Source organism: Acinetobacter sp. YH16032, assembly GCF_013417345.1.
In the GTDB taxonomy this organism is placed as follows: Bacteria; Pseudomonadota; Gammaproteobacteria; order Pseudomonadales; family Moraxellaceae; genus Acinetobacter.
This window is the reverse complement of record NZ_VPEE01000006.1, coordinates 84892-111796: the sequence shown is the minus strand read 5'-3', so window position 1 is coordinate 111796 and position 26905 is coordinate 84892. Positions and strand designations below refer to the sequence as shown.

The 26905-nt window shown below is 37.2% G+C and carries 26 protein-coding genes; 22 read left to right on the top strand and 4 right to left on the bottom strand.

The window, feature by feature from the left end:
- Positions 1–94: 94 nt before the first annotated feature.
- Positions 95–385: a muconolactone Delta-isomerase gene (catC, locus tag FTV32_RS06380; RefSeq protein ID WP_092766278.1), complete on the bottom strand. Its 291-nt coding sequence runs from the start codon at positions 383–385 to the stop codon at positions 95–97.
- Between the two features lie 26 nt (positions 386–411).
- Positions 412–1521, bottom strand: coding sequence for a muconate/chloromuconate family cycloisomerase (locus tag FTV32_RS06375; protein WP_092767668.1), 1110 nt, complete (start codon positions 1519–1521; stop codon positions 412–414).
- A 114-nt stretch (positions 1522–1635) separates the two neighbouring features.
- Here FTV32_RS06375 and FTV32_RS06370 point away from each other — a divergent pair, with 114 nt between their 5' ends.
- The 5 genes from FTV32_RS06370 (at position 1636) to FTV32_RS06350 (ending at position 7251) form a co-directional block, all read left to right on the top strand.
- Positions 1636–2526, top strand: a complete 891-nt coding sequence (locus FTV32_RS06370; protein ID WP_035266330.1) for a LysR family transcriptional regulator — start codon at positions 1636–1638, stop codon at positions 2524–2526.
- A 168-nt stretch (positions 2527–2694) separates the two neighbouring features.
- Entirely contained in the window at positions 2695–4041 is a 1347-nt protein-coding gene (locus FTV32_RS06365) for an MFS transporter (RefSeq protein ID WP_180028240.1), read from the top strand.
- A 36-nt stretch (positions 4042–4077) separates the two neighbouring features.
- A complete protein-coding gene (locus FTV32_RS06360) occupies positions 4078–5070 on the top strand; it encodes an AraC family transcriptional regulator (protein WP_180028239.1) in 993 nt (330 codons plus the stop codon).
- Between the two features lie 88 nt (positions 5071–5158).
- Positions 5159–6274, top strand: a complete 1116-nt coding sequence (locus tag FTV32_RS06355) for an NAD/NADP-dependent octopine/nopaline dehydrogenase family protein (protein ID WP_092767674.1) — start codon at positions 5159–5161, stop codon at positions 6272–6274.
- On the top strand, positions 6265–7251 hold the full coding sequence (locus FTV32_RS06350) for a 3-hydroxybutyryl-CoA dehydrogenase (RefSeq protein WP_171260716.1): 987 nt from the start codon (positions 6265–6267) through the stop codon (positions 7249–7251). The genes FTV32_RS06355 and FTV32_RS06350 overlap by 10 nt, the downstream gene beginning before the upstream one ends.
- A gap of 30 nt (positions 7252–7281) precedes the next feature.
- Here FTV32_RS06350 and FTV32_RS06345 read toward each other — a convergent pair whose 3' ends face one another.
- Positions 7282–7749 carry a MarR family winged helix-turn-helix transcriptional regulator gene (locus FTV32_RS06345; RefSeq protein ID WP_092767678.1) on the bottom strand — a complete coding sequence of 156 codons (468 nt, stop codon included), beginning with the start codon at positions 7747–7749 and terminating at the stop codon, positions 7282–7284.
- Between the two features lie 138 nt (positions 7750–7887).
- Between FTV32_RS06345 and FTV32_RS06340 the strand changes: the two genes are divergently transcribed.
- The 17 genes from FTV32_RS06340 (at position 7888) to FTV32_RS06260 (ending at position 24764) form a co-directional block, all read left to right on the top strand.
- The gene (locus tag FTV32_RS06340; protein ID WP_180028238.1) at positions 7888–9021 is read left to right on the top strand and encodes an amidase; all 1134 of its coding nucleotides are present in this window, start codon (positions 7888–7890) and stop codon (positions 9019–9021) included.
- Positions 9018–10175, top strand: a complete 1158-nt coding sequence (locus FTV32_RS06335) for an acyl-CoA dehydrogenase family protein (RefSeq protein ID WP_180028237.1) — start codon at positions 9018–9020, stop codon at positions 10173–10175. The genes FTV32_RS06340 and FTV32_RS06335 overlap by 4 nt, the downstream gene beginning before the upstream one ends.
- Before the next feature lie 24 nt (positions 10176–10199).
- Complete coding sequence (locus FTV32_RS06330; protein WP_035266405.1) at positions 10200–10559, top strand: hypothetical protein; 360 nt, start codon at positions 10200–10202, stop codon at positions 10557–10559.
- A 10-nt stretch (positions 10560–10569) separates the two neighbouring features.
- On the top strand, positions 10570–11106 hold the full coding sequence (locus FTV32_RS06325) for a nuclear transport factor 2 family protein (protein WP_180028236.1): 537 nt from the start codon (positions 10570–10572) through the stop codon (positions 11104–11106).
- A 30-nt stretch (positions 11107–11136) separates the two neighbouring features.
- Positions 11137–12414: a Rieske 2Fe-2S domain-containing protein gene (locus FTV32_RS06320; protein WP_180028235.1), complete on the top strand. Its 1278-nt coding sequence runs from the start codon at positions 11137–11139 to the stop codon at positions 12412–12414.
- Between the two features lie 10 nt (positions 12415–12424).
- Complete coding sequence (locus tag FTV32_RS06315) at positions 12425–12910, top strand: aromatic-ring-hydroxylating dioxygenase subunit beta (RefSeq protein ID WP_035266341.1); 486 nt, start codon at positions 12425–12427, stop codon at positions 12908–12910.
- Positions 12911–12919: 9 nt separating this feature from the next.
- Complete coding sequence (locus tag FTV32_RS06310; RefSeq protein WP_035266343.1) at positions 12920–13657, top strand: SDR family NAD(P)-dependent oxidoreductase; 738 nt, start codon at positions 12920–12922, stop codon at positions 13655–13657.
- Positions 13658–13686: 29 nt separating this feature from the next.
- Positions 13687–14640: a PDR/VanB family oxidoreductase gene (locus tag FTV32_RS06305; RefSeq protein ID WP_092767691.1), complete on the top strand. Its 954-nt coding sequence runs from the start codon at positions 13687–13689 to the stop codon at positions 14638–14640.
- A 49-nt stretch (positions 14641–14689) separates the two neighbouring features.
- Positions 14690–15652, top strand: a complete 963-nt coding sequence (locus FTV32_RS06300; RefSeq protein ID WP_180028234.1) for a p-hydroxyphenylacetate 3-hydroxylase reductase component — start codon at positions 14690–14692, stop codon at positions 15650–15652.
- Positions 15653–15878: 226 nt separating this feature from the next.
- The gene (locus tag FTV32_RS06295; RefSeq protein ID WP_035266345.1) at positions 15879–17114 is read left to right on the top strand and encodes an OprD family outer membrane porin; all 1236 of its coding nucleotides are present in this window, start codon (positions 15879–15881) and stop codon (positions 17112–17114) included.
- 35 nt (positions 17115–17149) lie between these two features.
- Positions 17150–18292 (top strand): ABC transporter substrate-binding protein, encoded by a 1143-nt coding sequence (locus FTV32_RS06290; RefSeq protein ID WP_180028233.1) that lies wholly within the window; start codon positions 17150–17152, stop codon positions 18290–18292.
- An 88-nt stretch (positions 18293–18380) separates the two neighbouring features.
- On the top strand, positions 18381–19418 hold the full coding sequence (locus tag FTV32_RS06285) for a branched-chain amino acid ABC transporter permease (RefSeq protein ID WP_180028232.1): 1038 nt from the start codon (positions 18381–18383) through the stop codon (positions 19416–19418).
- On the top strand, positions 19415–21217 hold the full coding sequence (locus FTV32_RS06280; protein ID WP_180028231.1) for an ATP-binding cassette domain-containing protein: 1803 nt from the start codon (positions 19415–19417) through the stop codon (positions 21215–21217). The genes FTV32_RS06285 and FTV32_RS06280 overlap by 4 nt, the downstream gene beginning before the upstream one ends.
- On the top strand, positions 21214–21987 hold the full coding sequence (locus tag FTV32_RS06275; protein ID WP_180028230.1) for an ABC transporter ATP-binding protein: 774 nt from the start codon (positions 21214–21216) through the stop codon (positions 21985–21987). The genes FTV32_RS06280 and FTV32_RS06275 overlap by 4 nt, the downstream gene beginning before the upstream one ends.
- A 38-nt stretch (positions 21988–22025) precedes the next feature.
- Positions 22026–23027 carry a ketopantoate reductase family protein gene (locus FTV32_RS06270; protein WP_180028229.1) on the top strand — a complete coding sequence of 334 codons (1002 nt, stop codon included), beginning with the start codon at positions 22026–22028 and terminating at the stop codon, positions 23025–23027.
- Positions 23017–23760, top strand: a complete 744-nt coding sequence (locus FTV32_RS06265; protein WP_257227598.1) for a class II aldolase/adducin family protein — start codon at positions 23017–23019, stop codon at positions 23758–23760. Before FTV32_RS06270 ends, FTV32_RS06265 begins: the two co-directional genes overlap by 11 nt.
- 17 nt (positions 23761–23777) lie before the next feature.
- Entirely contained in the window at positions 23778–24764 is a 987-nt protein-coding gene (locus FTV32_RS06260; RefSeq protein ID WP_092767703.1) for a TauD/TfdA family dioxygenase, read from the top strand.
- Between the two features lie 605 nt (positions 24765–25369).
- On the opposite strand, the gene FTV32_RS06255 is transcribed toward FTV32_RS06260, so the two are convergent.
- On the bottom strand, positions 25370–26731 hold the full coding sequence (locus FTV32_RS06255) for an MFS transporter (RefSeq protein WP_180028227.1): 1362 nt from the start codon (positions 26729–26731) through the stop codon (positions 25370–25372).
- Between the last annotated feature and the right edge of the window lie 174 nt (positions 26732–26905).

Sequence of the window (26905 nt, the reverse complement as noted above, 5' to 3'; positions counted from 1 at the left end):
CTCGCTGCCACAATCCTTGTTTAAAATGACGCTAAAAAACCTCTGGATGTATTGATGTCATGGCCTGAATCAATCAAGCCAAGACACTTAAAACTTAACGATCATCTTCACGGATAGAAGATGGGTGGCGATTTAACGCCATTACTTCGATATTCATATATGGGTAAAGCGGAAGACCTTGTAAAATTGAATGAAGCTCTTCATTGCTTTCCACATCAAAAATACTGATGTTTGAATACTGACCTGTGATTCGCCAGATATGACGCCACTTGCCTTGTTGCTGTAACTCTTGCGAATACGCCTTTTCAACAGCTTTAATCTCATTCGCTTTTTCAACTGGCATATCCAGTGGGATGTTCACATCCATTCGTACATGAAACAGCATGTCTCACTCCTGATGTATCACGTCGCTTATTTGCGGCGAAGGTTGTCAATCTTGTCTAAATCCAACTCAATACCTAAACCATTGCCTTGAGGCAGATGTAATTCGAAATCACGATATTGAAGCGGGGTCTTTAAAATTTCGTCAGTCAACAGCAATGGACCAAACAATTCAGTGCCATATGCCAAATTCTCAAAGGTCGAGAACAAATGTGCAGAAGCGATGGTGCCAACAGAACCTTCAAGCATCGTGCCACCATACAGATCTACACCAGCGAGGTTTGCAATGGTTGCTACATCACGACCTTCGAGTAGGCCACCAGACTGAGCAACTTTTACAGCAAACACAGAAGCAGCATTACGCTTCGCTAAACGATAAGCTGTACTTGGACCCATCAATGACTCATCCGCCATAATGGCAATATCAAAACGACGAGTTAAACGCTCCATGGCATCAATATTGTCAATCGCACATGGCTGTTCAATTAGATCCACACCGCCATCTTGCAGAAGCTGAATACCTTTGATCGCTTCTAACTCAGACCAAGCACGGTTCACATCGACACGGATAGAAATATCAGCACCTAACGCTTTTTTGATGGTGAGAACATGCTCAACATCTGCTTCTACAGCACGAGAACCAATTTTTAATTTAAAGAAGTTATGACGCTTAGCTTCGATCATCTTTTTCGCTTCAGCGATATCTTTATCCGTATCACCAGAAGCCAACACCCAAAGCACAGGGACGCTGTCACGCAGACGGCCACCTAGCACTTCAGACAGAGGCAAGCCTAAACGTTGAGCTTGAATATCGAGTAAAGCAGTTTGAATGGCACATTTTGCAAAACGGTTGCCATTAATATTCTTCTTCAACACTTGCATAATTTGAGCAACGTTGAGATCAGTAAAAGTTTTGAGTAGTGGAGCAAAATAAGTATCGATATTGGTTTTGATACTTTCAGGGCTTTCTTCACCATAGCCTAAGCCACCGATGGTGGTTGCTTCGCCCCAACCAATGAAACCATCCGAAGTTTCGATTTTAATGAGGACTAAGGTTTGAGTTTGCATCGTTGCGACCGCCATCTTGTGTGGGCGGATCGTCGGGATTTCAACGAGCAAGGTTTCAATATTTTTGTACATGCAGCAATATATTCCATTAATATATGCTAAATACCTTATTTGAAATAAAGTATTGAAAATAGAGGTTAAGTAGTATATTAAAATACTAAAAAAGTATGGATTAAGGAAATTTCAATGGAATTAAGAACATTAAAGTATTTTGCTACTGTGGTCGAAGAAAAAAGTATTACAAAAGCTGCTGAGAAGTTATGTATCGCACAACCACCACTTACACGACAAATCAAAAACTTAGAGTCAGAGTTAGGTGTCGTATTATTTGAAAGAGGCATGAGACCGATCAAAACAACTGAAGTTGGAGAGTTTTTTTACCAATATGCTGTACAGATACTGACCTTAACAGCACATGCTAAATCGATGGTAAATCGATATAAAGTGACAGATACTACGGTACGAATTGGATATGTTGGTTCGCTTTTTTATTGGAAATTACCTGAGATTATTGATTATTTAAGAAAGCATATTGCAAATATAAAAGTTGAATTGGTGGAATGCGGAACCAGGGATCAGGTAGAAGCTTTGAAATTGGGAAAAATTGATATTGGGTTTGGTCGATTAGGAATTAGTGATCCTTCAATAAAAAGAATAGTGATCGAAAGAGAGCAACTTTTTTTAGCAGTGCACAAAGATCATACGTTAGTGACCCAAAATGTTAAGGAAGTACATTTATCACAATTGGTTAACGAACATATTTATATATATCCAAATACTCCTAAACCAAACTTCTCAACTTTTGTTCAAGGAATATTCTCTGAACTTGACTTAATTCCCCAAAATCTGATCGAGACGAGAGAAATCCATATGGCATTGGGGATGGTGTCATCTGGTGAGGGGGGGTGTATTATTCCAAAGAGTGCATGCTCTATAGGTATGAAAAATTTGAAGTTTATACCTATTCTAGATAATGAGGCTGAAAGTCCAATTACAGTTGCCTATAGAAGTATCGATAATAATGAATACATCAAACAAATATTAGATTATCTAGACGAATTGAAGAGTATGAACTAATTTTTTTAGATTAGATTAATATAAAATATCTATTTATATGTAATATTTAATGGAAAAATAAATAGAATAATAGTGTTAAAAATGATATTTATTTTATAAATCAGCATAAATTGGCATGGATTTGTCATAGGGATAGCGCTGATCTATAAAATATTTAGGATGATTTCGATGGAAAAAATTTCCGAGTTAAAGAGCAATGATGCAAAAAAGAAGGATATTTATGCTTGGTATGTTGTAATACTTTGCATGATTGCATATATATTTTCTTTTATCGATCGTCAAATTTTGGCTTTGATGATTGAACCGATAAAAGCAGATTTGAATTTAACAGACACGCAATTTAGTCTACTCCATGGACTAGCTTTTTCTTTATTTTATGCATTCATGGGGCTGCCGCTGGCTTATATCGCAGATCGATTCTCAAGACCAAAATTAATTGCTGCCGGGATTGTATTTTGGAGCATTGCAACAGCTTTATGTGGTTTAAGTAAGAACTTTATCCAGTTGTTTTTGAGCAGAATGGGTGTAGGAATTGGTGAAGCTGCTTTGTCACCTGCAGCCTATTCAATGTTTAGTGATATGTTTGCAAAAGATAAATTGGGTCGAGCTGTAGCTATTTATTCGATTGGATCTTTTGTTGGTGGGGGAATCGCATTCTTAGTAGGTGGTTTTGTCATTGGATTACTCAAGGACATGTCTCTTATCGCTGTACCCTTATTTGGAATGTTAAAGGCATGGCAAGTGGCGTTTATTTTAGTAGGTTTACCAGGAGTCATTATTGGCATATTGGTACTTTTAACTGTTAAAGATCCTAAGCGTAAAGGGCAGATGGTCGATGCGCAGGGGAACGTGGTAAAAGTAAAGCTTAGTGATACTTTTAAATTTTTGAAAAAGCATAAAAAAACATTTACATGTCATTATTTGGGATTTACTTTTTATGCCATGGCATTGTTTTGCTTAATTAGCTGGACACCTGCATTTTACATACGACATTACAATATGACAGCTACTGAAGTGGGCTATATGTTGGGTGCCGTGTTACTGATTTCAAATACTTTAGGTGTATTTGCGGCTGGTTGGATGAATGATTATTTTATTCAAAAAGGCAGAAAAGATTCGCCTATGTTTGTGGGTGTGATTGGAATCGTAGGTCTGATTATTCCAATGATTTTGTTTTCACAAGTTAATGAATTATGGCTATCAGTTACATTGTTGGTTGTTGCAATGTTTTTCGCTTCTTTCCCAATGCCGATTTCAACAACAGCAATGCAAATGCTTTCGCCAAATCAATTACGTGCCCAAATCTCATCTATCTTTTTACTCATCAGTAATTTGATTGCTTTAGGTATTGGTACCACATTAGTGGCTTTAATTACGGATCGTATTTTTGAAAATCCTTTTATGGTCGGTTCATCGATATCTATCGTTGGTGCAATATCATGCGTATTGTGCTTTGTATTATTGAAAGTGGGTTGTAAAGCCTTCGAAAATAGTTTGCGAGTTGAGTCTAAATAAATCATGTCTGAATAAAATAATGAGGGTACACCTATCATGTATTTATCGAATCTGAAACTTTTAAAGAAATTCAACTTATTGTCTTCAAAAGAATATTTTCAGATTAAAGATGTGATAGGACAATACTTGTGCCCTCATCAATTTGAAGTATTGAATGATGAATCTTTAGAAGTAAAATTAAGTGGGTTTTCATTTGGTCAAGTTGCACTATTTGAATTAAGTTACAATGCTCCAGTTCAAATTAGTTTTGGTGCTGAGTGTCAAAGTTATCTGTTTAGATTTAATTTGGAAGGGGAATGTAAAGTCAAATATGATCATTCAACTTATCAACAACGTCCTGGATTACTTACAGTTTCTCATCCTCATTTTGAAAATAGAATTGAACTCCAAGCCAAATGTAGAAATATCATATTAAAAATTGATCATGAGTTGATCAACACTGTTTTATATCGCTTGTTGGGATATATCCCTCAGAAAAATCTTATTTTCGATAGTGGCATTTCCTATACATCTGAAGAAAGAATTTCAATTTTAGAAACACTGAACTACTTATGCTTTGCATATTCAAATATTGAAAACTGGTGGCAAATTTCTGATAGCTTTAGTTCATATTTGACTGAGTTATTACTGATCAAAATTCCACATAATTTCAGTGAACGAATCGCAGATAAAAAATATCAACTCATCCCAAGTTATATCAAAAATGCAGCTCATTTGATTGAGCAACATTATATGGAAGCAATCTCGATTGAGGAAGTTGCGAGGCTTGTAAAAGTCTCGGTAAGAACGCTTCAAAAGGGATTTAATACCTATTTGAACCAAACGCCTCTCAGTTTCATGACATCAATCAAATTGGACCGAGTTCATCAAGAACTTAAACACACTCAGGTTGATCAGCCTATAATTGATATCTTCAATGCTCATGGTGTAAGAAGCTTTGGACACTTTACTCGGCTTTATAAAAAACGTTATGGATGCACGCCTTCAGAAACCGTGAAACAAAACAAATTAATAGAAATAAATTCGTAATTCGAATAGCAGTGCCGCTTTTTGACGCGAGCAAAAAGAAGAATCTTTCCTACTATCACAATACACAATAAATATGTAGGGGAAGAAAATGAAAATCACGGTTCTTGGCGGTGGACATGGATGTTATGCATCAGCAGTGGAGATGGCGGAAAAAAATCACGAAGTTAAATTATGGCGAAGAGATCGAGATTCACTAAAAGAATTAGCGAAATATGGTGAGCTTACTGTAAAAGACTTTCGTGGCACTAGAACAGTATCTGTTGGGGATGAACATCAAAAAATCCAACTTGAAACTGATTTATCCAAAGCTATTGAAAACGCTGAATTGATTATTATTCCTTTACCCGCAACAAGCCATGAAGATTTATCGATTGAAATAGCACCCTACTTAACATCTGGTCAAGTCGTATTTTTACCCCCAGGTACTTTTGGAACATACCTATTTGCTCAAGCAATGCTTAAAGTTGGAAATAAGTCTGACGTGGCTTTTGCTGAAACGGGTACTTTGCCATATTTAGTAAGAAAACATAGTCCGAATTCTATCGTGATTAGTGTATATGCGACGCGATTGCCTACTGGGGTCTATCCAGCAAAATTAAAAGATCATGCTATTAGAGTATTAAAGCAAGCTTATGACAGCATCGAAACTATAGAGGATGCTTTGAGTGGAGCTTTAATGAATGCAGGACCCATTATTCATCCTCCATTAATTATGCTCAATGCTGCGCCTTTAGAACATTTTGATGTATGGGATATTCATAATGAAGGTACTCAACCTTCAGTGAGGAGAGTAACGAGCTTATTAGATCAAGAGCGAATGAATATTCGTGAAGCATTGGGATACTCGAAACAGCATTTCCCACTCGCAGATCACTACAATAAAGAGGGTGAAGGAGATGAGTGGATGTATGGTAGGGGGGCACATGGTAAGTTGACTGACAGTGGCGATTGGCGCGAGAAAATAGATTTACATTCACATCGGTATATGCTCGAAGACACACGATTAGGCCTGTCATTTATTGTATCGGTTGGTAAGTATGTTGGAGTCAAAACGCCGATTGCTGAAGGGCTTCTGAATATCGCATCATCAATTACTGGTAGGGATTTGTATAGTGAGGGTCGCACTCTTGAAAATTTAGGGTTATTTGATTTAACACAGCAACAATTAAAACACCTATTGAACTCCGGAGAGCAATCTGCATGATTAAAAATATTATTATTGTAGGTGCAGGCAGAATGGGTAATGCGATTGCGATCGCATTCGCATATGCAGGAATTGAGATTGCACTTGTAGACGTAAAAGATCGAAACCCAGCAGAAAAAAATGAATTTCTGCAAAAATGGAATGACAGCCTCGAACAAGAGTTGCATCTCTTAGAACATATCGGGATGTTAGTGAATGATCAATGTAAAGTATTAAAAGAAAGAATTCATTTTTATTTCAAAGATAATCAAACTATTGATTGGAAAAATTGTGAATTAATTATTGAAGGTGTACCTGAAATAATGACTCATAAACAACACTGTTTTCGGTGGTTGGAACCCTTAATTTCTAAAAACTGTATTGTGGCATCAACGACTTCGACCTTTTTGGTCACTGATATAGCAAAATTAATTTCTCATCCAGAACGTATTGTTAATGCGCATTGGCTTAATCCTGGATATTTAATGCCTTTAGTTGAGCTAAGCCGATCAGAGCATACTGCTGATATAGTAGTAGAAAAACTAAAAACATTACTTGAGGCAATTGGTAAAGTCCCTGTGATTTGTAATGCAGTTGCTGGATACATTGTTCCAAGAATTCAAGCATTGGCAATGAATGAAGCAGCGAGAATGGTTGAAGAAAACGTAGCAAGTGCTGAGGATATTGATAAAGCGATTCGTACAGGTTTTGGTTTGCGTTTTTCAGTGTTAGGTATGCTAGAGTTTATCGATTGGGGAGGAGGAGATATTTTGTATCATGCTTCTGAGTATTTGAGAGAAGAACTTGGTGAGCGTTACAAAGCCCCTGATATTATCAAAAAAAATATGAGGGAAAATAGAAATGGTATTAGAGAGCTATCAGGTTTTTACAAATATGAAAGCATGGATATTTATCAATATAAACTAAATGTCATATCAAAATTCGCTGAAAATTTGCGATTTAATCAGCTTATTCCACAATATGAAATTATGAAATAAGCGTTAGTAGGTAAAAAGATTTTAGTCTTTTTACCTATTTGGCATTAAATTGAATATTTTCTTTAATTGTAAATTTAGTGACTCAAGTTCTTGTTCATCAAAAGAATTTAATATACCAGCTAAAGTAACACGATTGATCTGATTAATTTCATCCACAAGACCATATCCTTTTTCAGTGAGCTTCACCATAGAAATCCTTTCATCATGAGGGGATGAGAAAACTTCAACTATACCTTCTTCGACTAATCTATAGATTGCCTTAGTTGCAGTTGTTAATTTGATTGTTGCTAAATTTGCTATTTCAGTGATATTGGCTTCACCGAGAGCATTTGTACTCAAAATGATTTTTCTTTTTGTATTATCGAGACCTATTTTTTTTAAAGATTTATCAATCAATTGGGAATACTTACCATTAACTTGAGATATCCAAAAAAATGGGAAATTTTCCAAACTTTTGGGATCGTTATTTGGCAAATAATTTTCAAAATTTTTTAACATGAGCAGCAATTAAACTTAAAAAAATATAATTGATTATACAAGAAAAAAGACAAAGATTATTTTATTTCAAAATAACTTGACAAATACATTAATTTTTCAGATATTGATGTTGAGTATAAAAATACATGGAAAAGTGAATTGAATATTATATCTAGAAGTCTCTCTTTAGGAGATGGAAAAATTAGAGTCGTGGTTAAAGACTCAATTGATATACAAAATGAAGTGACGACACTTGGAACTCAGGCGCGCAGTGGAGCATGCCCTGCATTTTCACATGCTGAAATTATAAAAAATATACTCAGCAGTGATTGCAAAATTATTGGAAAAACTCATCTTCATGAACTCGCATTCGGTATAACTGGAATAAACAAAAACTTCGGAACACCTTTAAATGTTAAATATCCGCAACTTATTCCTGGAGGCTCTTCCAGTGGTTCGGCTGCAGCTATTGCGGCAGATCTAGCGGACTTCAGTATTGGTACGGATACAGGTGGCTCAATTCGTATGCCAGCCGCTTGCTGTGGAGTGTATGGATTAAAACCTTCATTTGGTCGTGTAAGTCGTGATGGTGTTTGGCCAAAAGATACCACTTTAGACTGCGTCGGACCATTCGCATCAGATATCAACAATCTGATTCTTGCTATGCAGATCATTGATCCTACATTTAACGAAATCCAAATCGATCTACAGCAGATTCAATTAGGAATATTACGTGTCGAAGCGGAATCTGAAATTTGGCGTGTCTTAGATGCTGAGTTAACAAAAATTGATTTACCTCAAAAAAATCTATTCATAGACAATATTGATGAAGCATATCAAGCAGGTATGTCGATCATTAATTACGAAACTTGGGGTGCATATCATGATCTTACTCAAACTGGACTTCTAGCCAATGATGTTCAGCAGCGTTTATTAAAAGCATCTGAAACCACTCAAAAAGATGTAGAAAATGCTGAATTAATAAGAACTCAATTCACAGAGCAGATCAATGATTTACTCAACAATGTTGATGTTTTGATACTGCCGACACTACCTCAATTTCCACCTAAATTAGACGAAGCTGAAAATACTGTTGCTTTCCTCAATTTAACTAAGCTCGTGCGACCATTCAATCTATCGGGCCATCCAGCGCTTACGATTCCATATGAAACATCAAATGGCTTACCTGTCGGTATGCAATTAATTGCTAAGCATGGTGAAGATGAAAAATTGTGTGCTATTGCACAACACATTGTCGATATTACGAAGCATTCACAAGGAGGTGGCAAATGAGCAATTTAGCCAAAGATCAAACAGAGAGCTTGATTGATCTTGAAGAATTATGTCAAGAGATTAGACATCGAGCGTGTTCAGGTGAATTTGACGAACAAGCATACGTGAGTCAAGACATTATTCAAAAACTGAAATCAATTGGGGTATATCGTGCTTTAGTTCCTAAACGTTTCGGTGGTGATGAGGTTTCACCGCGTACGTTTTGTGAACTTATTGAAAGGCTCTCTAAAGCAGATGGATCAGTAGGTTGGGTTGCAAGTTTTGGTATGAGTCCAGCTTATCTTGGGAGTTTACCTGAAGAGACACTTTCCGAACTTTATAAAAATGGTCCAGATATCGTTTTTGCTGGTGGAATTTTTCCACCGCAAGCTGCTCAAGTGACCAATGAGGGTTTAGTTGTAAAAGGCCGTTGGAAATTCTCAAGTGGTTGTAAAGGTGCAGATATCGTTGGTGTAGGCATTGCCCCGATCAAAGATAATGAATCTCATGGCTTACCACGTATGGCTGTTTTACCAGCGCATAAAGCACAAATTGAAATGACGTGGGATACAGTAGGTTTAAAAGGCACAGGTAGTCACGATCTCATTGTCGATAATGTACTTGTACCTGAGCATTGGACTTTTGTTCGGGGTGAGCCATCTAAACTCAGCGAACCATTTTTCAAATATCCATCCCTCTCTTTGGCGACTCAAGTCCTCACCGTAGTCGGAATTGGCGTAGCCTCGGCGTCATTGGAAGAATTTAGAAAATTAGCTCCAGGTAAGTCGTCGATTACTGGAGGTGCAGAAATTGCTAATCGACCTATCACTCAGTACGAATTTGCGAAAGCTGAAGCTGAGTTCCTAGCTGCAAGAACATGGTTCTACAACACCATGGATATTGTATGGGAAGAAGTACTCAACGGGCGAAAACCTGAACCACATTTAATTAGTGATATGCGTCTATCTTGTACACATGCGGCAAGAGTCTGTGCAAAGGTCACCCGCAAAATGCAAATGTTAGCTGGCATGACTGCCATTTATACCAACCATCCATTTAGTCGCTTTGTGAATGACACGAATGTCGTGACACAGCATGCATTTATGGGTGATGCAACTTTACAAAATGCTGGTGCGATGAGCTTTGGGCTTAATCCGACACCTGGATATTTATAAATGACCGAAAAGAAGGAAATCGAAATGGAAGCTAAAAAATCATTACGCGTATTGTTCTGTATGGGGATTAACCAAAACTTCTTTGATGCAGAGCCAGCAGAAGCAAAAGCAGTATGGGCAGCATTTGGTGAAATGTGGAATGGTATCCATGATTTACCTGGCGTTCATGTATACGGCAACTTAGATGATGATCAAAGCATGGTAGGTGCAAGTACGGGTTGGCCTTGGACAACCTATTTATTGGCTGATGTACCTGATATTGAAACAGTTCATGCTGCATGTAATTTATTCCGTACGACTGTGGTCGGAGAAGGTCCATATAAACTTTGGAAGTATTGCAAAGTTGAAGCAAGAGTTGGTCGTGAATTAATTATTCAACGATAAGGATATCGATATGGTCGACTCTAATGAACTCAAAAGCATTCTTCAACGTCTTCAACAGTTGGAAGCGCAGAATCAAATTCGTAATTGCCTAAATCGTTATATGGAAATTTGTGATGAACTTAATCAAAACACAAATTTAGAAGCGCTGATGGATTTATTTGATCGTGAGTGTATTTGGGAGGGGGTAGGGAAAAAATACGCCCAGTCATTTGGTCGGCTTGAGTCTTGGCAGGCAGTATATGACATGTTTAAAACATACACGCTGAAGGACTCGCATTTTGTTATGAATGCACATTTTGTGAATTCTGAACAAATTTATATTGAGGGTGATGTGGCTGTTGGTCACTGGTTGATGTTGCAAACATCAACTTTCAAAACGGGTGCAAGCCACTTGAATGCAGCCAAACTGACAATCCGTTTTAAGCAACAAAATAATGGCATTTGGAAAATCAAACACTTCCAAACAGAAAATATTTTCAGTCGACCAGTAACGCATTGGACCAGTGATGATGAGTTACCAGTACCGCAATCAAATTTAGTCGGTTGAGTTGCATAAACAGTTATAAGGGAATACATGATGAATAGTGCAATACCAGTTCAAAATATTGAAATTGATTACAATGAATTAGTTCAAAGTGACCGAGTGCATACCTCTTTATATAAAGATGCACAAATCTTTGAAGATGAAATGGAAAAAATTTTCTACAGCACTTGGGTTTGGGTTGCTCATGCAAGTGAAATTCCAGATGCTGGTAGTTATAAAACGATTAATATTGGTAAACAACCTGTAGTGGCTGTACGAGATCGTAAGAAAAAAGTCCACGTTTTACTCAACCGCTGTCGCCATCGTGCTGCTACAGTTTGTGAGCATAAAAAAGGCAAAACAAATAGCTTTGTATGTCCATATCATGGTTGGAGTTACGCTTTAGATGGTACATTGCGTGGCGTTCCTTCACCTGAAAGTTATGGCGAATGTTTAGATAAATCTGAATTTCCACTGATCAGCCTACGTGTAGAAGAATATAACGGCATGATCTTTGCGACCTTCAAAGACGATATTGAGCCATTAGAAGACTTTTTAGGTGCTGCGAAAAAGTGGATTGATCTATTCATGAAGCAAGGCGCAGGTTATCCAGTCAAAGTATTAGGTGAGCATCGTTTTACATTCCCAGGTAACTGGAAAATTCAGTTGGAAAATACAACTGACGCGTATCATTTCCCATTGGTTCATAAATCATTCTTAAGTTCTGTAGACGAAAAAACAGAAGAGCTTTTCAACTTTGAAAATCAACCAGGCTATGTTGAAGATCTAGGAAATGGTCACAGCGTGATGGTGATGATTCCAGAACTGGTAGATCTTGATGAAGAGTTGATGGAGCGACCAATCCAAGAGCGTTTTGAAGAACTTGCCCAAGCGCTACGTGAAGAAGGTCTTGAGGAACTTGAAGTTCGTCGAATTTGCCGTGCTGTCGGTGGTTCGGGCTTTAACTTAAATATTTTCCCTAACATTGCATGTTCTATGGCGTTCTTCCGTGTAATGCAACCATTAGCGGTAGATAAAACTGAAATTCACCACTCAGTGATTACGATGGATGGTGGACCACAAATTGCCAACCAATATCGCCTACGTCTACATGAACATTTCCAAGGTCCTTTCGGTTTTGGTACGCCAGATGATGCGGAAGCTTGGGAGCGTGTACAGCATGGTGCAAATGCGGGCAATGATCTTTGGATCATGTTGAACCGTGGTTTACCAGGAGAAGTCAAAACTGAAGATGGTCTGAAGAGTGACGTGAGTGCTGAAACAGGCATGCGTGGCGCTTACCAACAATGGAAAAAGTTGATGACGGCTTAAGGGGAAGAGCATGAAAATTAATTTAAATCTTTTGAACGAAGTAACAGCATTCATTTGGGCTGAAGCTGACATGTTAGATCATTCAGAGTATCAAGCATGGTTAAGTTTATGGAATGAAAATGGCAAATACATCATTCCAATTGATCCATCATTGACAGATTACGAAAACCATTTGAACTATGCATATGACAATCACCACATGCGTCAATTACGTGTAGAGCGTTTAGAAAATGGTGAAGCAATCTCGACAGCTCCTAAGGCCAATACTGTTCGAAGCTTGTCACGTGTGCGAATTATTGAAGAAACTGATCACAAGATAATTTTACGCTGTGCACAAAATTTAAGAGAGTTCCGAAAAGAGAATTTGCGTCATTACACTGCTGATGTGATTTATGAGCTAGTACGTCAAGAGAATGGCGAACTCAAAATAGACCGTAAAATTATCAATCTAGTCAATTCGACAGATACCTTAGCTGGTATCAGTTACATTCTATAGGAGGTGACCATGTCACATGTTGTTTTGGTTACTGGTGCTGCCTCTGGTTTAGGTAATGTGATTGCTGAATATTTTGCTAAACAAGGGCATCAAGTTATTTTAACTGCAAGTACCTTAGAAAAAGCGGAAAGCGCTAAAGCTGCGAGTCAGTATCCATCGCAGATGTATCCCTTAAAACTGGATATATCAGTAGAGCAGGACTTTAGAGATGCAGTGAGTTGGATTGAAACTCATTTCAACAAGTTGGATGTTTTAATCAATAACGCCACAGTAACTAAAGCAACTCCTGTCCTTGAAATCACTGCGAGTGATTTTGATTGGGTGACACAAGTCAACCAACGAGGAACCTTTCAGTCATGCCAAATTATTGGTCAATATATGGCATCTAAAGGCTTTGGTCGAATTATCAACATGGCTTCATTGGCTGGTCAGAATGGTGGTACTGCAACGGGAGCGCATTATGCAGCTTCAAAAGGGGCAATCGTAACTTTGACTAAAATTTTTGCAAAAGAATTTGCCGCTAAAGGTGTGACGGTAAATGCCGTAGCACCAGGACCAATGGAGTCTCCAATAGTACACAGCGTTGTTTCAGATGAAAAAATGGAAGCGTTTATCAATAACATTCCTGTCAAGGCTTTAGGCAGTATGAGTTTTATCGCTGAAACTTGTGCTTTGTTAGCATCCCCACAAGCAGCTTTTGTGACAGGAGCAACATGGGATATTAACGGAGGACTATTTATGCGCTAAGCATTGGCTTAGTCATAAAGGGGAAAACTATGAACGAAAAATACTCCGTAATAGTAAATAAAAGATCAGTAGAAGCGGAAAATGTTGTTGTCTTAGATTTAATTTCAGCAACTGAGTCTCCATTACCTGAAATTGAAGCTGGATCACATATCGATCTATTCCTGCCTAATGGGTTAATCCGTCAGTATTCTCTATGTCAAGATCCTAGTTTAAAAGGTGTTTTTCGACTAGGGATCTTAAAAGACGAAGCATCAAGAGGGGGGTCACTGTCGGCGTTTAATGACATCTTTGAAGGGATGAAACTACAAGTCAGCCATCCTAAAAATTTGTTCCCATTGTTAGATGCATCTCACAGCATTTTAGTTGGTGGTGGTATTGGGATTACACCGTTAATTACCATGGCTTATGATTTATTAAATAACGATAAGTCATTTGAATTGCATTATTGTGCAGCTTCCAAACAAACCGCTGCATTTGTAGATGAAATCAAGCAAGGTCCCTTAGCGAGTTATACAACTTTCCATTTTAAAGATGATGGTGCAAATCATCGTGAATTTTTTGATCACGCAATGAAAGATATTGCCAAAGATTCACATTTATATACCTGTGGTCCTAATGGATTTATGGATTGGATTATTAATCTTGCTGAGTCTAAGGGTTTTAGTTCCGATCAATTACATAAAGAATATTTTCAGGTAGATATTGATTTAGGTGGCGCTAGTTTTGAAGTTGTTGCACAACAAAGTGGTAAAACGATTCAAGTAGCTCCAGAGGAAACTATTCTGCAAGCTTTAGCGCGAGAAGGGATTAAAGTCGAGTTATCGTGCGAACAGGGCGTTTGTGGAACGTGTATGTGTGATGTGCTTGAAGGCGAACCCGATCATCGAGACGTCTACTTTACTGACGAAGAAAAAGAAAGTAATGAGCAGATTTTAGTGTGTTGTTCTCGATCAAAAACACCGAGATTAGTTTTAGATATTTAATAGTTGAATTGCCATCATGGAAGGTCATTTTGGGATTCAGGAGAAGGGAATGAATAGTTATCAAAAATCGGAAGAACAAGCTATTGATCCGATGAAATTCCGCAGAGCACTCGGTAATTTTGCAACTGGGGTTACTATTATTACAGCGCAAAATGCGCAAGGTGAAAAAGTGGGTGTAACTGCCAATAGTTTTAACTCAGTTTCATTAGACCCACCTTTAATCTTGTGGAGTATTGATAAAAAATCGACCAGTTTTGAAGTTTTTAAAAACTCTAGTCATTTTGCAGTCAATATTTTATCTGGATCACAAATCGAGGTATCGAATAAATTTGCTAAACGCAATATTGATAAATTCGAAGGAGCAAACTACCGTTTGGGTGTAGGTAATGCTCCAGTTCTGGAAAATTGCTCTGCTGTTTTTGAATGTGAATTATTTCAAATTGTAGAAGGCGGGGATCACTGGATTATTATTGGAAAGGTCGTTAATTTTCAAGATGAAGGTCGTAGTCCATTAGTATATCACCAGGGTGCGTACTCAGCAGTAACACCACACCCAATGTTAAGAATTAAAGATTCAAATCCGGTCCAAACTGATGATTTGGGTCAACTATATCAAGGTAACTTATATAATAATGTTGCCTATCTCATGAGTCGAGCATTCAAGTTTTATCAAAATGATTACATCCCAAAGCAATTAGTCACAGGTTTTAGAACGAGTGAAGCTCGAATGCTTTTAGTGCTAGGCAGTGGTGCAAGTTCATGCAAAGATGATTTGCCACGTGATATAGCAATGCCTATGCGAGAAATAGAAAGAGCAGCGGAAATCCTTAAGAAAGATGAGCTACTAGTCGAAACAGAAGAATTCTACCAATTAACGGATAAAGGTAAAAAAACCGCACATTATTTATTTGATATAGCTGATGAGCATCAAAATGAAGTATTTGCAAAATACAGTGATCAAGAAAAGAATACTTTTATCACCATTCTAAAAGATATTGCGGGTATTCATTAAATCAAATTGGGCTAAATGTTAGATCATTTGGCCTTTTTTTCAATCTATGAAGATTTAAAAGGGATTTAATTATTAATTAAGGTATATAAATATACTTAAAAGAAAATTGAATTTTCTATGGAATTGGAAAAGAATTGGGTTGAATATATGAAATTTCATATAGCTGAATAGAAAAAATTAAACAGGGTTGAGTGAGAAAATCAGTAAAAAACTAAGGGGAAGTTGAGTGAAAAAGTTACCTACATTTGCAATACTAGCAATTTGCTGTAATACAGCAGTTTATGCGGACTTGGTAAAAGATAGTCAAACGACAATAAATTTAAGAAATTTCTTTATTGATCGAAATAACACAACACAGCCTGATGTTGGTAGTTGGTCACAAGCATTAGGTCTAAAGTTTAGTTCAGGTTATACTAATACACCCGTTCAGGTGGGTTTTGACGTGACTTCAAGTTACGCACTAAGATTATCAAATCATAATGCTGAAAGGTCTGATTCGATCTTACCATTTGATCCCATAAAAAATGAGCAAGAACGTAGTTATAATAAATTTGGTGCAACCTTAAAGCTGAAATATAAAGATTCTGAGCTATTAGTTGGGGAACTTTCGCCAAGAACACCTGTTGCATTTATTGATGATTCACGTCAGTTGGTGACAACATATGCTGGTGCGGCATTTGAAACGAAAGCGATTCAAAATTTAAAATTTTCAGCTGGAAGAATCACTCATATAAACGCGCGTAATGATGATGAGTTTGAAAAACTAAGCTTGTTTGCACCAGGTAAAGCAAGAATAGAAAGTAATGGTTTAAGTTATGTTGGTTTAGACTATAATTTTAGCCCTAAAATTTCAGGCTCTTACTGGTTTGGTCAGCTCGAAGATATTTATAACCAACATTATTTAAATGCAGCATATAACACTCAAATTGGCGACTCTAAAATCAAATTAGATGCACGTTATTTCCATAACAGTGAAGCTGGTGACAAATACTATGGAAACATAGATAGCAAAACATTTGGCGTTCAGGCCAACATTCAAAATGGCTCACATAGTTTTGCTGCAGGTGTTCAAAAAAATTCCGGGGATACCAATTTTCCAACATTTGATGGATTCGCTCCTCAACCTTTCCTACATACTTGGTCAACTTTAGGTTTCATCAAACCTGAAGAACTTACTTATCATGCACTTTATTCTTATGACTTTAAAAATGTTGGTTTGCCGGGTTTAAGAACGACTTTGCGTTATTTATATGGTACGAACATAGAGCGTAATGGCCTACCAGATAATAAAGAAACTGAAGCTAATTTCATTGTCGGCTACACCGTTCCAGAAGGGTCTTTTAAAGGGTTGGGTATAGAATGGAGGTATATCGACACGACTACTAAATATGGTGCAGGAACAACCAATGGTAATGATTTTGTTGAAAATCGAATCATTACTACATATAGCTATAAATTCTAATTACATAAACAGTTAATGGACAAACTGGAGATTATATGATGTTTAAAAAATTATTATTATCAACAAGCTTAATCGCAATTGCCACTTATGCTCAAGCTGATATCACGATTGGAGTTGTGACATCATCATCCGGACCTGTAGCAATGGTAGGTATACCACAAAAAAATACAGTTGCTTTATTACCTAAAAAAATTGGTAATGAAAATGTTCGATATATTTCTCTTGATGATGCGAGTGATCCTACAGCATCTGTCAAAGCTGTCGAGAAACTAATTAAAGAAAACAAAGTTGATGCAATTATTGGTCCTTCTGGTTCACCAAATGCTTCTGCAGTGATAGGGACAATTGCTAAAGCGAAAGTACCTCTTCTTGCACCTGTTGGTACTTCTACGATAGTCATGCCAATGACGGATCAAAAAAAATGGGTGTTTAAGACCACTCAGAATGATGAAATCATCGCAGAAGCGCTTGTGCAAGATATGGTGAAGCGAAAAATTACAACTCTAGGATTTATCGGTACTGCTGATCCGTATGGAGAAAACTGGGGAAAAGTCTTAGCGAATTTAGCAAAGAAAAATGGGATTAAAATCGTTGCTCAAGAATCATTTCAACGTCAAGATACCTCTCTAACTGGTCAAGCGTTAAAACTCATAAGTAAAAAACCACAGGCAATTCTAGTTGCAGCACCAGGCAGTTCAGCAGTGCCTCCACAAACTGCTTTATATGATCGAGGCTATCGAGGGCAAATTTATCAAACGCATGGTGCGGCTTTAGATCAATATTTAAAAATGGGTGGCAAGAAAGTAGAAAATACGATTTTAGCTGCCAGTTTAATGCTTGTTTTAAATGAAGTATCTAATACACATCCTTCTAAGAAAATTGCTACTAAATATATCAATGATTATAAAGCAAAATATAAACAAACACCTGCAACTTTCGGGGCAAATGTGTATGACGCAGGTATTTTGCTTGAAAAAGCTGTACCGACTGCTTTGAAAAAAGCAAAGCCTGGCACCGTGCAATTCCGTGAAGCTCTACGTGATGCATTGGAATCTACAAAAGAAGTCGCAGGAACTCAAGGCGTGTATAACATGAGCCCATCTGATCATAGTGGATTTGACAAGCGTGGGCGTGAAATGATCATTGTTAAAAATGGTCAGTGGAAACTACTGAAGTAAATTTAGCTTTTCATCATAAATAAACTCAGAGCGATATGCATATATCGCTCTAGGTAAATTCATCCTCAAAAAAGGGTAGGAAGATGTTATGGATTTAAATATCGCGTTAATTTTGGGGCAGGATGGTATTACCAGTGGTGCTATTTATGCATTATTAGCGCTATGTATCATTTTAGTTTTTACTGTCACTCGGATATTACTTATTCCATTGGGTGAATTTGCTGTATTTGGTGCATTGACCTTGGCATCCATTCAAGCAGGTATTCCAAGCTTAATAGTTTGGCTGGTAGTTGCGTTTTTTATTGTCAATACAAGTCTGGATTTATACGCTAAATTTTTTAAAAATCAAATATTTAATATCAAAATTTTTATTGCGTCATTGATTTATATTTCTTTGATCGTTATCGCGATGTACACACTACCTTTAGCGACGCTTCCAATGCCAATTCAAGTTTTATTGACTTTGGCTGTGATTACACCGCTTGGTCCTCAAATGTATCGCACTTTTTTTCAACCTTTAGTCGCAGCCAAACCTTTAGTTTTATTGATCGTGTCGATAGCGGTTCATGTGGCATTAGTCGGTTTAGGACTCGTGATATTCGGTCCAAATGGTGCTCAAACACAACCATTTAGTGATAAAAGCTTTGAAATTGGGACTCTTGTTTTAAGCAGTCAAACTTTGATCATTATCGTTTCATTCTTTGTGATGATTTTAGTGCTTTGGTATTTCTTTGAAAAAACACTCTATGGCAAGGCATTGCATGCAACCGCTGTCAATCGAATCGGTGCACAGCTCATGGGTATTTCTCCAATCTTTGCGGGCAAACTGACTTTTGTTTTAGCTACATTTATCGGAACCTTATCAGGCATTTTAATTGCACCGATCACAACCCTGTATTACGACTCAGGATTTATTTTAAGTCTGAAGGGATTTGTAGGGGCAATCATTGGAGGACTAATCAGCTTCCCAGTCGCAGCAATTGGTGCCGTGATTGTTGGTGTTATTGAGTCTTTCTCCATGTTTTGGGCAAGTGATTACAAAGAAATCATCGTCTTTACATTAATTATTCCTTTCTTACTTTGGAAATCACTCACAACTCGTCATGTTGAGGAGGATGAAGAATGAAATCAAAAACTTATTTCTTTATATTTGCGCTAATTGTATTCATCAGCCCATTTTTTTTACCGACCTATCAAGTCACTTTATTGAACTATATTGGTCTAAATGCATTAGTCGTGTTAGGTCTTGTATTGGTGACAGGCGTTGGAGGCATGACTACATTTGGTCAAGCAGCCTTAGTTGGAATTGGCGCATACGCAACAGCTTACTTAACTGTGACTGAGCAATTACCAAGTTTCCTCGCATGGACAGGTGGTAATCCTTGGTTTGGACTTCTGCTCGGAATAGTCATTACAGTCGCATCTGCGATTTTGGTGGGTGGCTTAACACTAAAACTTTCAGGGCATTATCTGCCTTTAGGTACGATCGCTTGGGGCATTTCACTTTATTATTTCTTTTCGACCATTGAAACTTTAGGTGGGCATTCTGGAATTTCGAATATTCCCTCTATCTCTATCGCAGGATTTGCCTTTGATAATGGCAATAAAATGTTCTACCTCATTTGGCTCATTGTATTTATTGCCATTATTTTGACAAAAAATCTTTTAAATTCTCGAGAGGGTCGAGCAATCCGCGCTTTGAAAGGCGGACAAGTAATGGCTGAGTCTATGGGAGTAAATACGTTTAGAGCAAAAATGATCATCTTTGTGATTGCTGCAATTTTTGCATCAATTTCAGGGTGGCTTTATGCACACACGCAAACTTTTATTAACCCGACACCTTTTGGACTCCAAATGGGTATCGACTACTTGTTTATGGCGTTGTTAGGCGGTGTCGGTAGTATTTGGGGTGCAATATTAGGTGCAGGCATATTCACCATGGTACGCCAATGGTTGCAAGATGCTTTGCCTATTATTTTTGGCGGACAAGGTCATTATGAAACAATCGTATTTGGATTAATCATTGTTGTATTGATGCAAAAAGCACCATCAGGGATTTGGTCATTTATTACTAAGTTGATCCCAAATAAATATAAGCCTGTAGATTTATATCCTTCAATCCACCCCATTCCTCAAATGGACAAAGTAGAAAATCAAATCAACAAGGGTGAATTGATATTAGATGCGAAGAACATCACGAAAAAATTTGGTGGCTTGGTTGCGAACAATGAAATGAATCTGAAAATTCACGCTGGAGAGGTTCTCGCTTTAATTGGTCCGAATGGTGCTGGTAAAAGTACCATGTTCAATCAAATATCAGGTGTAGATGTTCCAACAAGTGGTGAAGTTTTATTTAAAGGTAAAAAAATAAATGGCATACCATCCAGAGAAATTGCCAAATTAGGATTAAGTCGCACATTCCAACACGTAAAAATATTGCCTGAAATGACTGTATTAGAAAATACAGCCATAGGTGCACATTTGCGCGGAGAAAAAAGTGTCATCTCATCCATGTTACTTCTTGATCGAGTTGAAGAAAATGAACTTCTCACTGAGGCTAAATATCAACTAGAACGTGTAGGGCTTGGAGAATATTTGTATGTCGAAGCTGGCAGTTTAGCACTCGGGCAGCAACGTATTTTAGAAATTGCACGTGCTTTATGTGCGAACCCAAGCTTATTACTACTTGATGAGCCCGCAGCAGGATTAAGATTTAAAGAGAAACAAGCCTTAGCTGAACTTCTAGCGAAATTACGTGCTGAAGGTATGGCAATTCTCTTGGTCGAGCATGATATGGACTTTGTCATGAATCTCGCAGACCGAATTGTGGTCATGGAGTTCGGTCAAAAAATTGCTGAAGGATTACCAGAAGAAATTCAAAAAAATGAAGCTGTATTGGAAGCTTATTTAGGAGGTGCTGCATGATCACAATGCTTGGAAATCAAGAGGGCACGCCTCTGCTAGAAGTAAATAATTTGAGTGTTGCTTACGGAAAAGTCGAAGCGCTTTCAAATTTTAATATGCGTGTTAATCAAGGCCAAATTGTTTCTGTTGTTGGTCCAAATGGTGCGGGTAAAACAACTTTATTGTCTGCAATTATGGGGGTGCTGGGTTCTAAAGGACACGTCGATTTCGATGGACATGTGGAGCAATGTCCACAGGTTGAGCAAATGGTCATTCGTGGGCTTGGATTAGTGCCTGAAAAACGAGAGTTATTTGGAACAATGTCTATTGAAGACAATCTTATGCTTGGCGCTTTTCAACGCTATCGCCAAAGAGACAAAGAAATTTTCAGCACTTTAGATGAAGTGTATGACATTTTTCCTCGTTTGAAAGAAAGACGATCTCAGCAAGCAGGAACACTTTCTGGTGGTGAACGACAAATGCTTGCAGTGGGTCGTGCACTCATGGCTAAACCTAAATTGTTGATGCTTGATGAGCCGAGTTTGGGATTAGCACCACTCATCACTCGAGAAATTTTTAAGGTCATTGACCAATTAAGAGGACATGGCGTGTCTATCTTGTTAGTTGAGCAGAATGCCAGAGCTGCTTTAAAACTTGCAGATTATGCTTATGTCCTTGAAATGGGAGAACTATCAATGGAAGGAAGGGGCTCTGATTTAGTTGAAGATCCAAGAATCATCGAAAGTTACTTAGGAATTAATAGTAAGCATCAAGACGTATTAGCTATATAGAACATAACAAATCATACGATTTTCAGGGATTTGAATGGATGTCAAAAAAAATTTTGGTATATGGTGCTGGAGCCATAGGCTGTGTAGTTGCTGCTAGATTAACGCTAGCAGGACACCAAGTCACTGTTCTAGCGAGAGGGGAAAAAGTCGAAACGCTAAAGCAAAAAGGGATTCATTTAAAAGATGTACTGGGTGAATTTCAAGTACATCCATCTCGAATTGTGGATACTGAAGAATGCATTGAAAAACAGGATTTTATATTTATAGCAACCAAGTTTAACGCTTTATATGAAATTTCAACTCAGCTGAAGCGTTATATGCATAACGCGACAGTCATCGTGCCGTTAATGAATGGAATACCCTTTTGGTATTTTTACGGTTTAGAGAATAACTCTGAACATTCAAGTATAAATTGTTTAGATCAACAGGGCGTTTTAAATGACCATTTTCCATTAGAACATTTAATTGGCGCTGTCGTATTTATTACAGCGCAAAGTGTCAATGGAAATGAGGTTAAATCAGACAATCCATATTTGTTGATCTTTGGTGAGCCGAGTCATCAAATGACTGAACGATTACATGCGCTTGTTGAATTGTTTGAAAATACAAGTATTGAAGCACGACCCGTAGAGAACATCCGAGATCAAATTTGGACCAAGGTTATGGCTAACTTGAGCTCCAATCCATTATCGGTTGTGGCTGATGCTCCGCTAAGTAAAATTTATGCTGATCAAAATTTAATTCGAATTACTCAACAAATTTTATATGAAGTTCGAGCTGTTGCGGCTTGCTATGGCGCTCGTATCAATATCGACCCAAACACATTTTTAAAGTTAGGTTCAGAGATGGGGGAAACATATACATCAATGTGGCATGACTACAAAAATCATCGCCCTTTAGAGTTAGCACCCATTGCAGAAGCTGTATTTGAATTGGCAGATGCTTATGAATGTCCGATGCCGACATCCAAACTTATATATGAATTAACGGTCTATTTAAGCGAACAAGCCAGAACAAGGAATAATGAAGATGAAAAATAATGTATTGAATGTGTCTGAAGCTGAATGGGCGCTCAGAGTTAAATTAGCGAATTGTTATCACCTTATTGATTATTTTGGTTGGACGGAAACAATTTTTAATCATGTCTCAGCGCGCTTACCAGGAGCTGAACACTATTATTTAGTAAATCCTTTCGGCTTGAACTATACGGAAATCACACCCGAAAATTTATTAAAAGTTGATTTAAACGGTAATAAAGTAATTCATTCTGAATATGATGCCAATCCTGCAGGATTTGCTTTACATAGTGCTGTTCATGGTGCTCGTGATGATATTCGATGTTTAATACATACACATACCACACCAATCAGTGCCATTGCACAAAAGAAAGATGGCTTTAAAAATGACAATTTTTATGGTGCGCAGTTATATGGTCGGGTAGGCTATCATGCCTTTGAAGGCATTACCCTATTCGAAGAAGAAAAACAAAGAATGATCAAAAGTTTAGGTGATCATCACATTCTGGTACTTAGAAATCATGGTGTAGCTGTGGGAGAGAGTACAATTGAAAAAGCTTTTTTCCTACTCTGGACAGTTCAACGAGCCGCAGAAATACAATGCCAAGCGGATTCAATGCGTGGTGACGATTTTGAATTAGATCATATTGTAAAACAGAAGTGTGCAGACTTAACTCAAATGTTAATTCAAGAAAGTGCTTTCGCAGATAAGTTTTTTAATGCGATGGTTCGAAAAATGCAGGAAAACAAACACTAGTTCAGGGATAGATTGCGATGAATACGATATTAAAAGAGAAAATCAGTCATAAGTCGGCATGGGTGGGCAAAGACCTAAAAAATCAGACAGATTGGATTTATTATTTAAGCGAAGAAATGCTTCATGAATTAAGCCAAAATTTGCAATTGATAGAACAACAAGATCTAGAAATTGATCAATTGAATAACACGCATTTAACGATTAATAATTCACAAGTTTTATCTGAATTTAAAAAATATGCCGATGAGCTTGAGAATGGATATGGTTTCTTTCTATTAAAAGGTTTGGATGTCTCTAAATTTAGTGAACGCCAATTGGCGATTATTTACTATTTAATAGGCATGTATATGGGTCAACCCGTTACCCAAAATCCTAAAGGCGATTTATTGGGTAAAGTAGAAAACGTTGGTGATCTTAACAACAAATCAACGCGAGTTTATGAAACAAACGCATATCTCCCTTACCACACTGACTTATCTGACGTAGTTGGATTGCTATCAATTAGAAAAGCAATGAGTGGAGGATTGAGTAGTCTCGTCAGTGCTGCCACAGTCTACAATAGAATTTTAGAAAATTATCCTGAATATCTAGGTTATTATTATCATCCGACTTATTGTGATCATCTTGGTGACTCAGAACCAACACTCACGCCTATATTTAGCTTTTATGACAATAAATTAAGTTGCCGATACTTAAGAGCATATATTGAACTAGGACATGAGCGAAAAGGAATACCTTTATCCAGAGTTCAAGTCGATGCGCTTGATATTTTCGATCAATACATACAAGATCCTGATCTCAGACTAGATATGATGCTTGAACCGGGTGATATGCAGTTCTGTAATAACTATTGTGTAATGCATTCACGATCGTCATTTATAGATGATGAAGACATCTCAAAGCGAAGAAAATTATTAAGATTATGGTTAAAAATGCCTAATGCCCGATCTTTAGCCAAGGATTTCCCAGGTAGAAATGGTATTCAAAAAGTAAATCTTTCTTAAAAAATGCTCAATATTTGACTACAACCTGACTCGGACTTTTAAGTCCGAGTCTTTTTTTTGCGATTACTCAAAAGTTGTAAGACTGAATCTGATTTAGAGATGAGTATAAATAATAATTACGCACTCATCTGATTGATCACCTAAACAATATTCTTTTTTTTGTTAACGCGCTATATGGTTCGTGATTATATCGTCTAACAATATTCACACTTTGAATGAGTTAAGTTAAATCAGCTTCTGGAAGTGAGTTTTCCTCATTCAGCAGTCCTGAACGCATTTTATTAAATTTGAGAGTGATTTCTATTCAAGTAGGGAGAATAATCTGCTCTTCAAACGAAAAATGTTGAAAGCCTAGACCTGACAGGGAATACGTCGTTTATCTTTATTTAATCGGGCATCGGACATGGGTATTCATCATAATGCGGCTTTGGCTTGCAACAAGTAGACTTTGATTATTTTTTTCTACCTTTGATTAGTTTAATCATTATTGACTCTCAGTTGAGAAAAAAGAACTCGAACAGATGTTCGAGTTCTTTTTCTAAAATAAACTAAATATGAGCTTAGATTTTAGAAAATGCTTTATGTAATTTTGCACAAATCACTTCTTATCTGACCATTTCATCTTTTTCTACATCTAGACTTTTCACAAAATGTTTACATCCTGTTTTGAGTAAAATAATAGTCAATAACGCTGAGAATCCACCTACGATTGAAATTGAATAACCCACCATGTTGGTATCCCCGAATACTTTATCGGTAATTAATGCGACTAAAGTTGTTCCAATACCTAAACCAATTAAGCTACTGATTAACAAGAAAATTGCAGAAATTTGAGCTCGTAATTGATTTGGAGCTAAAATTTGCATAGCTGCTGTTGAGGTTGGCATTGGGAAAGATGCAAAGAACATAGCCACTGTAAAAATAGCAACAGATAACCACAGTGAGTCTACTAATGTATAGCTAATAATCGGTAAGATAATTCCTAAACCACCTAAATAACCAGCATACATTGCAGCATCACGTCGACCTTTACTTGTCAGATAGTCAGTTAACCAGCCTGCAAAGAAAACGCCAGATGTGTTTGCGATAAGTAGAATCGTTCCTAACATATAACCTGTTTCAACAGGACTTAGACCAAAGTTACGCATATAAAATGCAGGTGACCAGCTCATGACACAAAACAATGCCATTGCATAGAATGTGAAGCCCATGTAGTGACAAGTAAATGTCTTACTGTGCTTTTTTAAGAATTTAAACGAATCCGTAAATTTAACTTTTACGACATTACCTGAGGCATCGAGTTTTTGTCCTGTTCGTTGCGGATCTCTTACTGTTAAAATAAATAAAAGACCAATAAAAACGCCTGGCAATCCAACGAGAATAAAGGCAACTTGCCAAGCCTTCATCATGCCGAGTAAAGGAATATCAATAAACGTTGCATCTTTTAATAAGCTGATCACATAGCCGCCAACGAGAAAAGCCATCCCTCCACCGATAAAAGAACCAATGGAGTAAATACCAACGGCTTTACCTAATTTGTCTTTACTGAACATATCACTAAACATGGAATATGCTGCGGGTGATAATGCTGCTTCACCAATGCCAATCCCCATTCTTGAAAGAAAAAGTTGAATGAAGTTTTTACTTAGACCACAAGCCGCTGTTGCTAAGCTCCAAAAAATAATGCCAATTGCAATAATTTTTGGTCGGGAAAATCGGTCTGCTAAATAAGCGATAGGCAATCCCATAAATGCGTAAAATAGGGAAAAAGCTAAACCGTGCAATAGACTAAACTGAGTATCAGTTAAATTTAAATCTGCTTTGATCGGTTCAATCATCAAGACTAAAATTTGTCGATCAATATAAGAAAATATATAAGCCAACATACATAGTGTGACTACGTACCAAGCGTATCTCGTATTTTTTTTGACCGAAGCGGGTTCTTCAGCATTTAGAGTATTCTGCATTTTCGTATCCTATATCCTTAAGGGTTTGATTTTTATTCCATTATTTTTTTAGCTAAACTGTGACTAGGTATTCAAATTTAAGCAGCATTAGTCATATATAATGCAAAGTTAAACTCAAATACTTTTTTATCAGCATACTGATAATATTTATGATTTTATAAAAGGGCAATAGGT

What these genes read in the sequence shown, in the direction of transcription:
- FTV32_RS06310 (WP_035266343.1), top strand. Translation starts at nt 12,920, where the DNA reads ATGTCACATGTTGTTTTGGTTACTGGTGCTGCCTCTGGTTTAGGTAAT.
- FTV32_RS06365 (WP_180028240.1), top strand. Translation starts at nt 2,695, where the DNA reads ATGGAAAAAATTTCCGAGTTAAAGAGCAATGATGCAAAAAAGAAGGAT.
- FTV32_RS06265 (WP_257227598.1), top strand. Translation starts at nt 23,017, where the DNA reads ATGAAAAATAATGTATTGAATGTGTCTGAAGCTGAATGGGCGCTCAGA.
- FTV32_RS06260 (WP_092767703.1), top strand. Translation starts at nt 23,778, where the DNA reads ATGAATACGATATTAAAAGAGAAAATCAGTCATAAGTCGGCATGGGTG.
- FTV32_RS06355 (WP_092767674.1), top strand. Translation starts at nt 5,159, where the DNA reads ATGAAAATCACGGTTCTTGGCGGTGGACATGGATGTTATGCATCAGCA.
- FTV32_RS06305 (WP_092767691.1), top strand. Translation starts at nt 13,687, where the DNA reads ATGAACGAAAAATACTCCGTAATAGTAAATAAAAGATCAGTAGAAGCG.
- FTV32_RS06370 (WP_035266330.1), top strand. Translation starts at nt 1,636, where the DNA reads ATGGAATTAAGAACATTAAAGTATTTTGCTACTGTGGTCGAAGAAAAA.
- FTV32_RS06360 (WP_180028239.1), top strand. Translation starts at nt 4,078, where the DNA reads ATGTATTTATCGAATCTGAAACTTTTAAAGAAATTCAACTTATTGTCT.
- FTV32_RS06290 (WP_180028233.1), top strand. Translation starts at nt 17,150, where the DNA reads ATGATGTTTAAAAAATTATTATTATCAACAAGCTTAATCGCAATTGCC.
- FTV32_RS06275 (WP_180028230.1), top strand. Translation starts at nt 21,214, where the DNA reads ATGATCACAATGCTTGGAAATCAAGAGGGCACGCCTCTGCTAGAAGTA.
- FTV32_RS06375 (WP_092767668.1), bottom strand. Translation starts at nt 1,521, where the DNA reads ATGTACAAAAATATTGAAACCTTGCTCGTTGAAATCCCGACGATCCGC.
- FTV32_RS06325 (WP_180028236.1), top strand. Translation starts at nt 10,570, where the DNA reads ATGGTCGACTCTAATGAACTCAAAAGCATTCTTCAACGTCTTCAACAG.
- FTV32_RS06320 (WP_180028235.1), top strand. Translation starts at nt 11,137, where the DNA reads ATGAATAGTGCAATACCAGTTCAAAATATTGAAATTGATTACAATGAA.
- FTV32_RS06345 (WP_092767678.1), bottom strand. Translation starts at nt 7,749, where the DNA reads ATGTTAAAAAATTTTGAAAATTATTTGCCAAATAACGATCCCAAAAGT.
- FTV32_RS06315 (WP_035266341.1), top strand. Translation starts at nt 12,425, where the DNA reads ATGAAAATTAATTTAAATCTTTTGAACGAAGTAACAGCATTCATTTGG.
- FTV32_RS06255 (WP_180028227.1), bottom strand. Translation starts at nt 26,731, where the DNA reads ATGCAGAATACTCTAAATGCTGAAGAACCCGCTTCGGTCAAAAAAAAT.
- FTV32_RS06330 (WP_035266405.1), top strand. Translation starts at nt 10,200, where the DNA reads ATGGAAGCTAAAAAATCATTACGCGTATTGTTCTGTATGGGGATTAAC.
- catC (WP_092766278.1), bottom strand. Translation starts at nt 385, where the DNA reads ATGCTGTTTCATGTACGAATGGATGTGAACATCCCACTGGATATGCCA.
- FTV32_RS06335 (WP_180028237.1), top strand. Translation starts at nt 9,018, where the DNA reads ATGAGCAATTTAGCCAAAGATCAAACAGAGAGCTTGATTGATCTTGAA.
- FTV32_RS06280 (WP_180028231.1), top strand. Translation starts at nt 19,415, where the DNA reads ATGAAATCAAAAACTTATTTCTTTATATTTGCGCTAATTGTATTCATC.
- FTV32_RS06300 (WP_180028234.1), top strand. Translation starts at nt 14,690, where the DNA reads ATGAATAGTTATCAAAAATCGGAAGAACAAGCTATTGATCCGATGAAA.
- FTV32_RS06285 (WP_180028232.1), top strand. Translation starts at nt 18,381, where the DNA reads ATGGATTTAAATATCGCGTTAATTTTGGGGCAGGATGGTATTACCAGT.
- FTV32_RS06270 (WP_180028229.1), top strand. Translation starts at nt 22,026, where the DNA reads ATGTCAAAAAAAATTTTGGTATATGGTGCTGGAGCCATAGGCTGTGTA.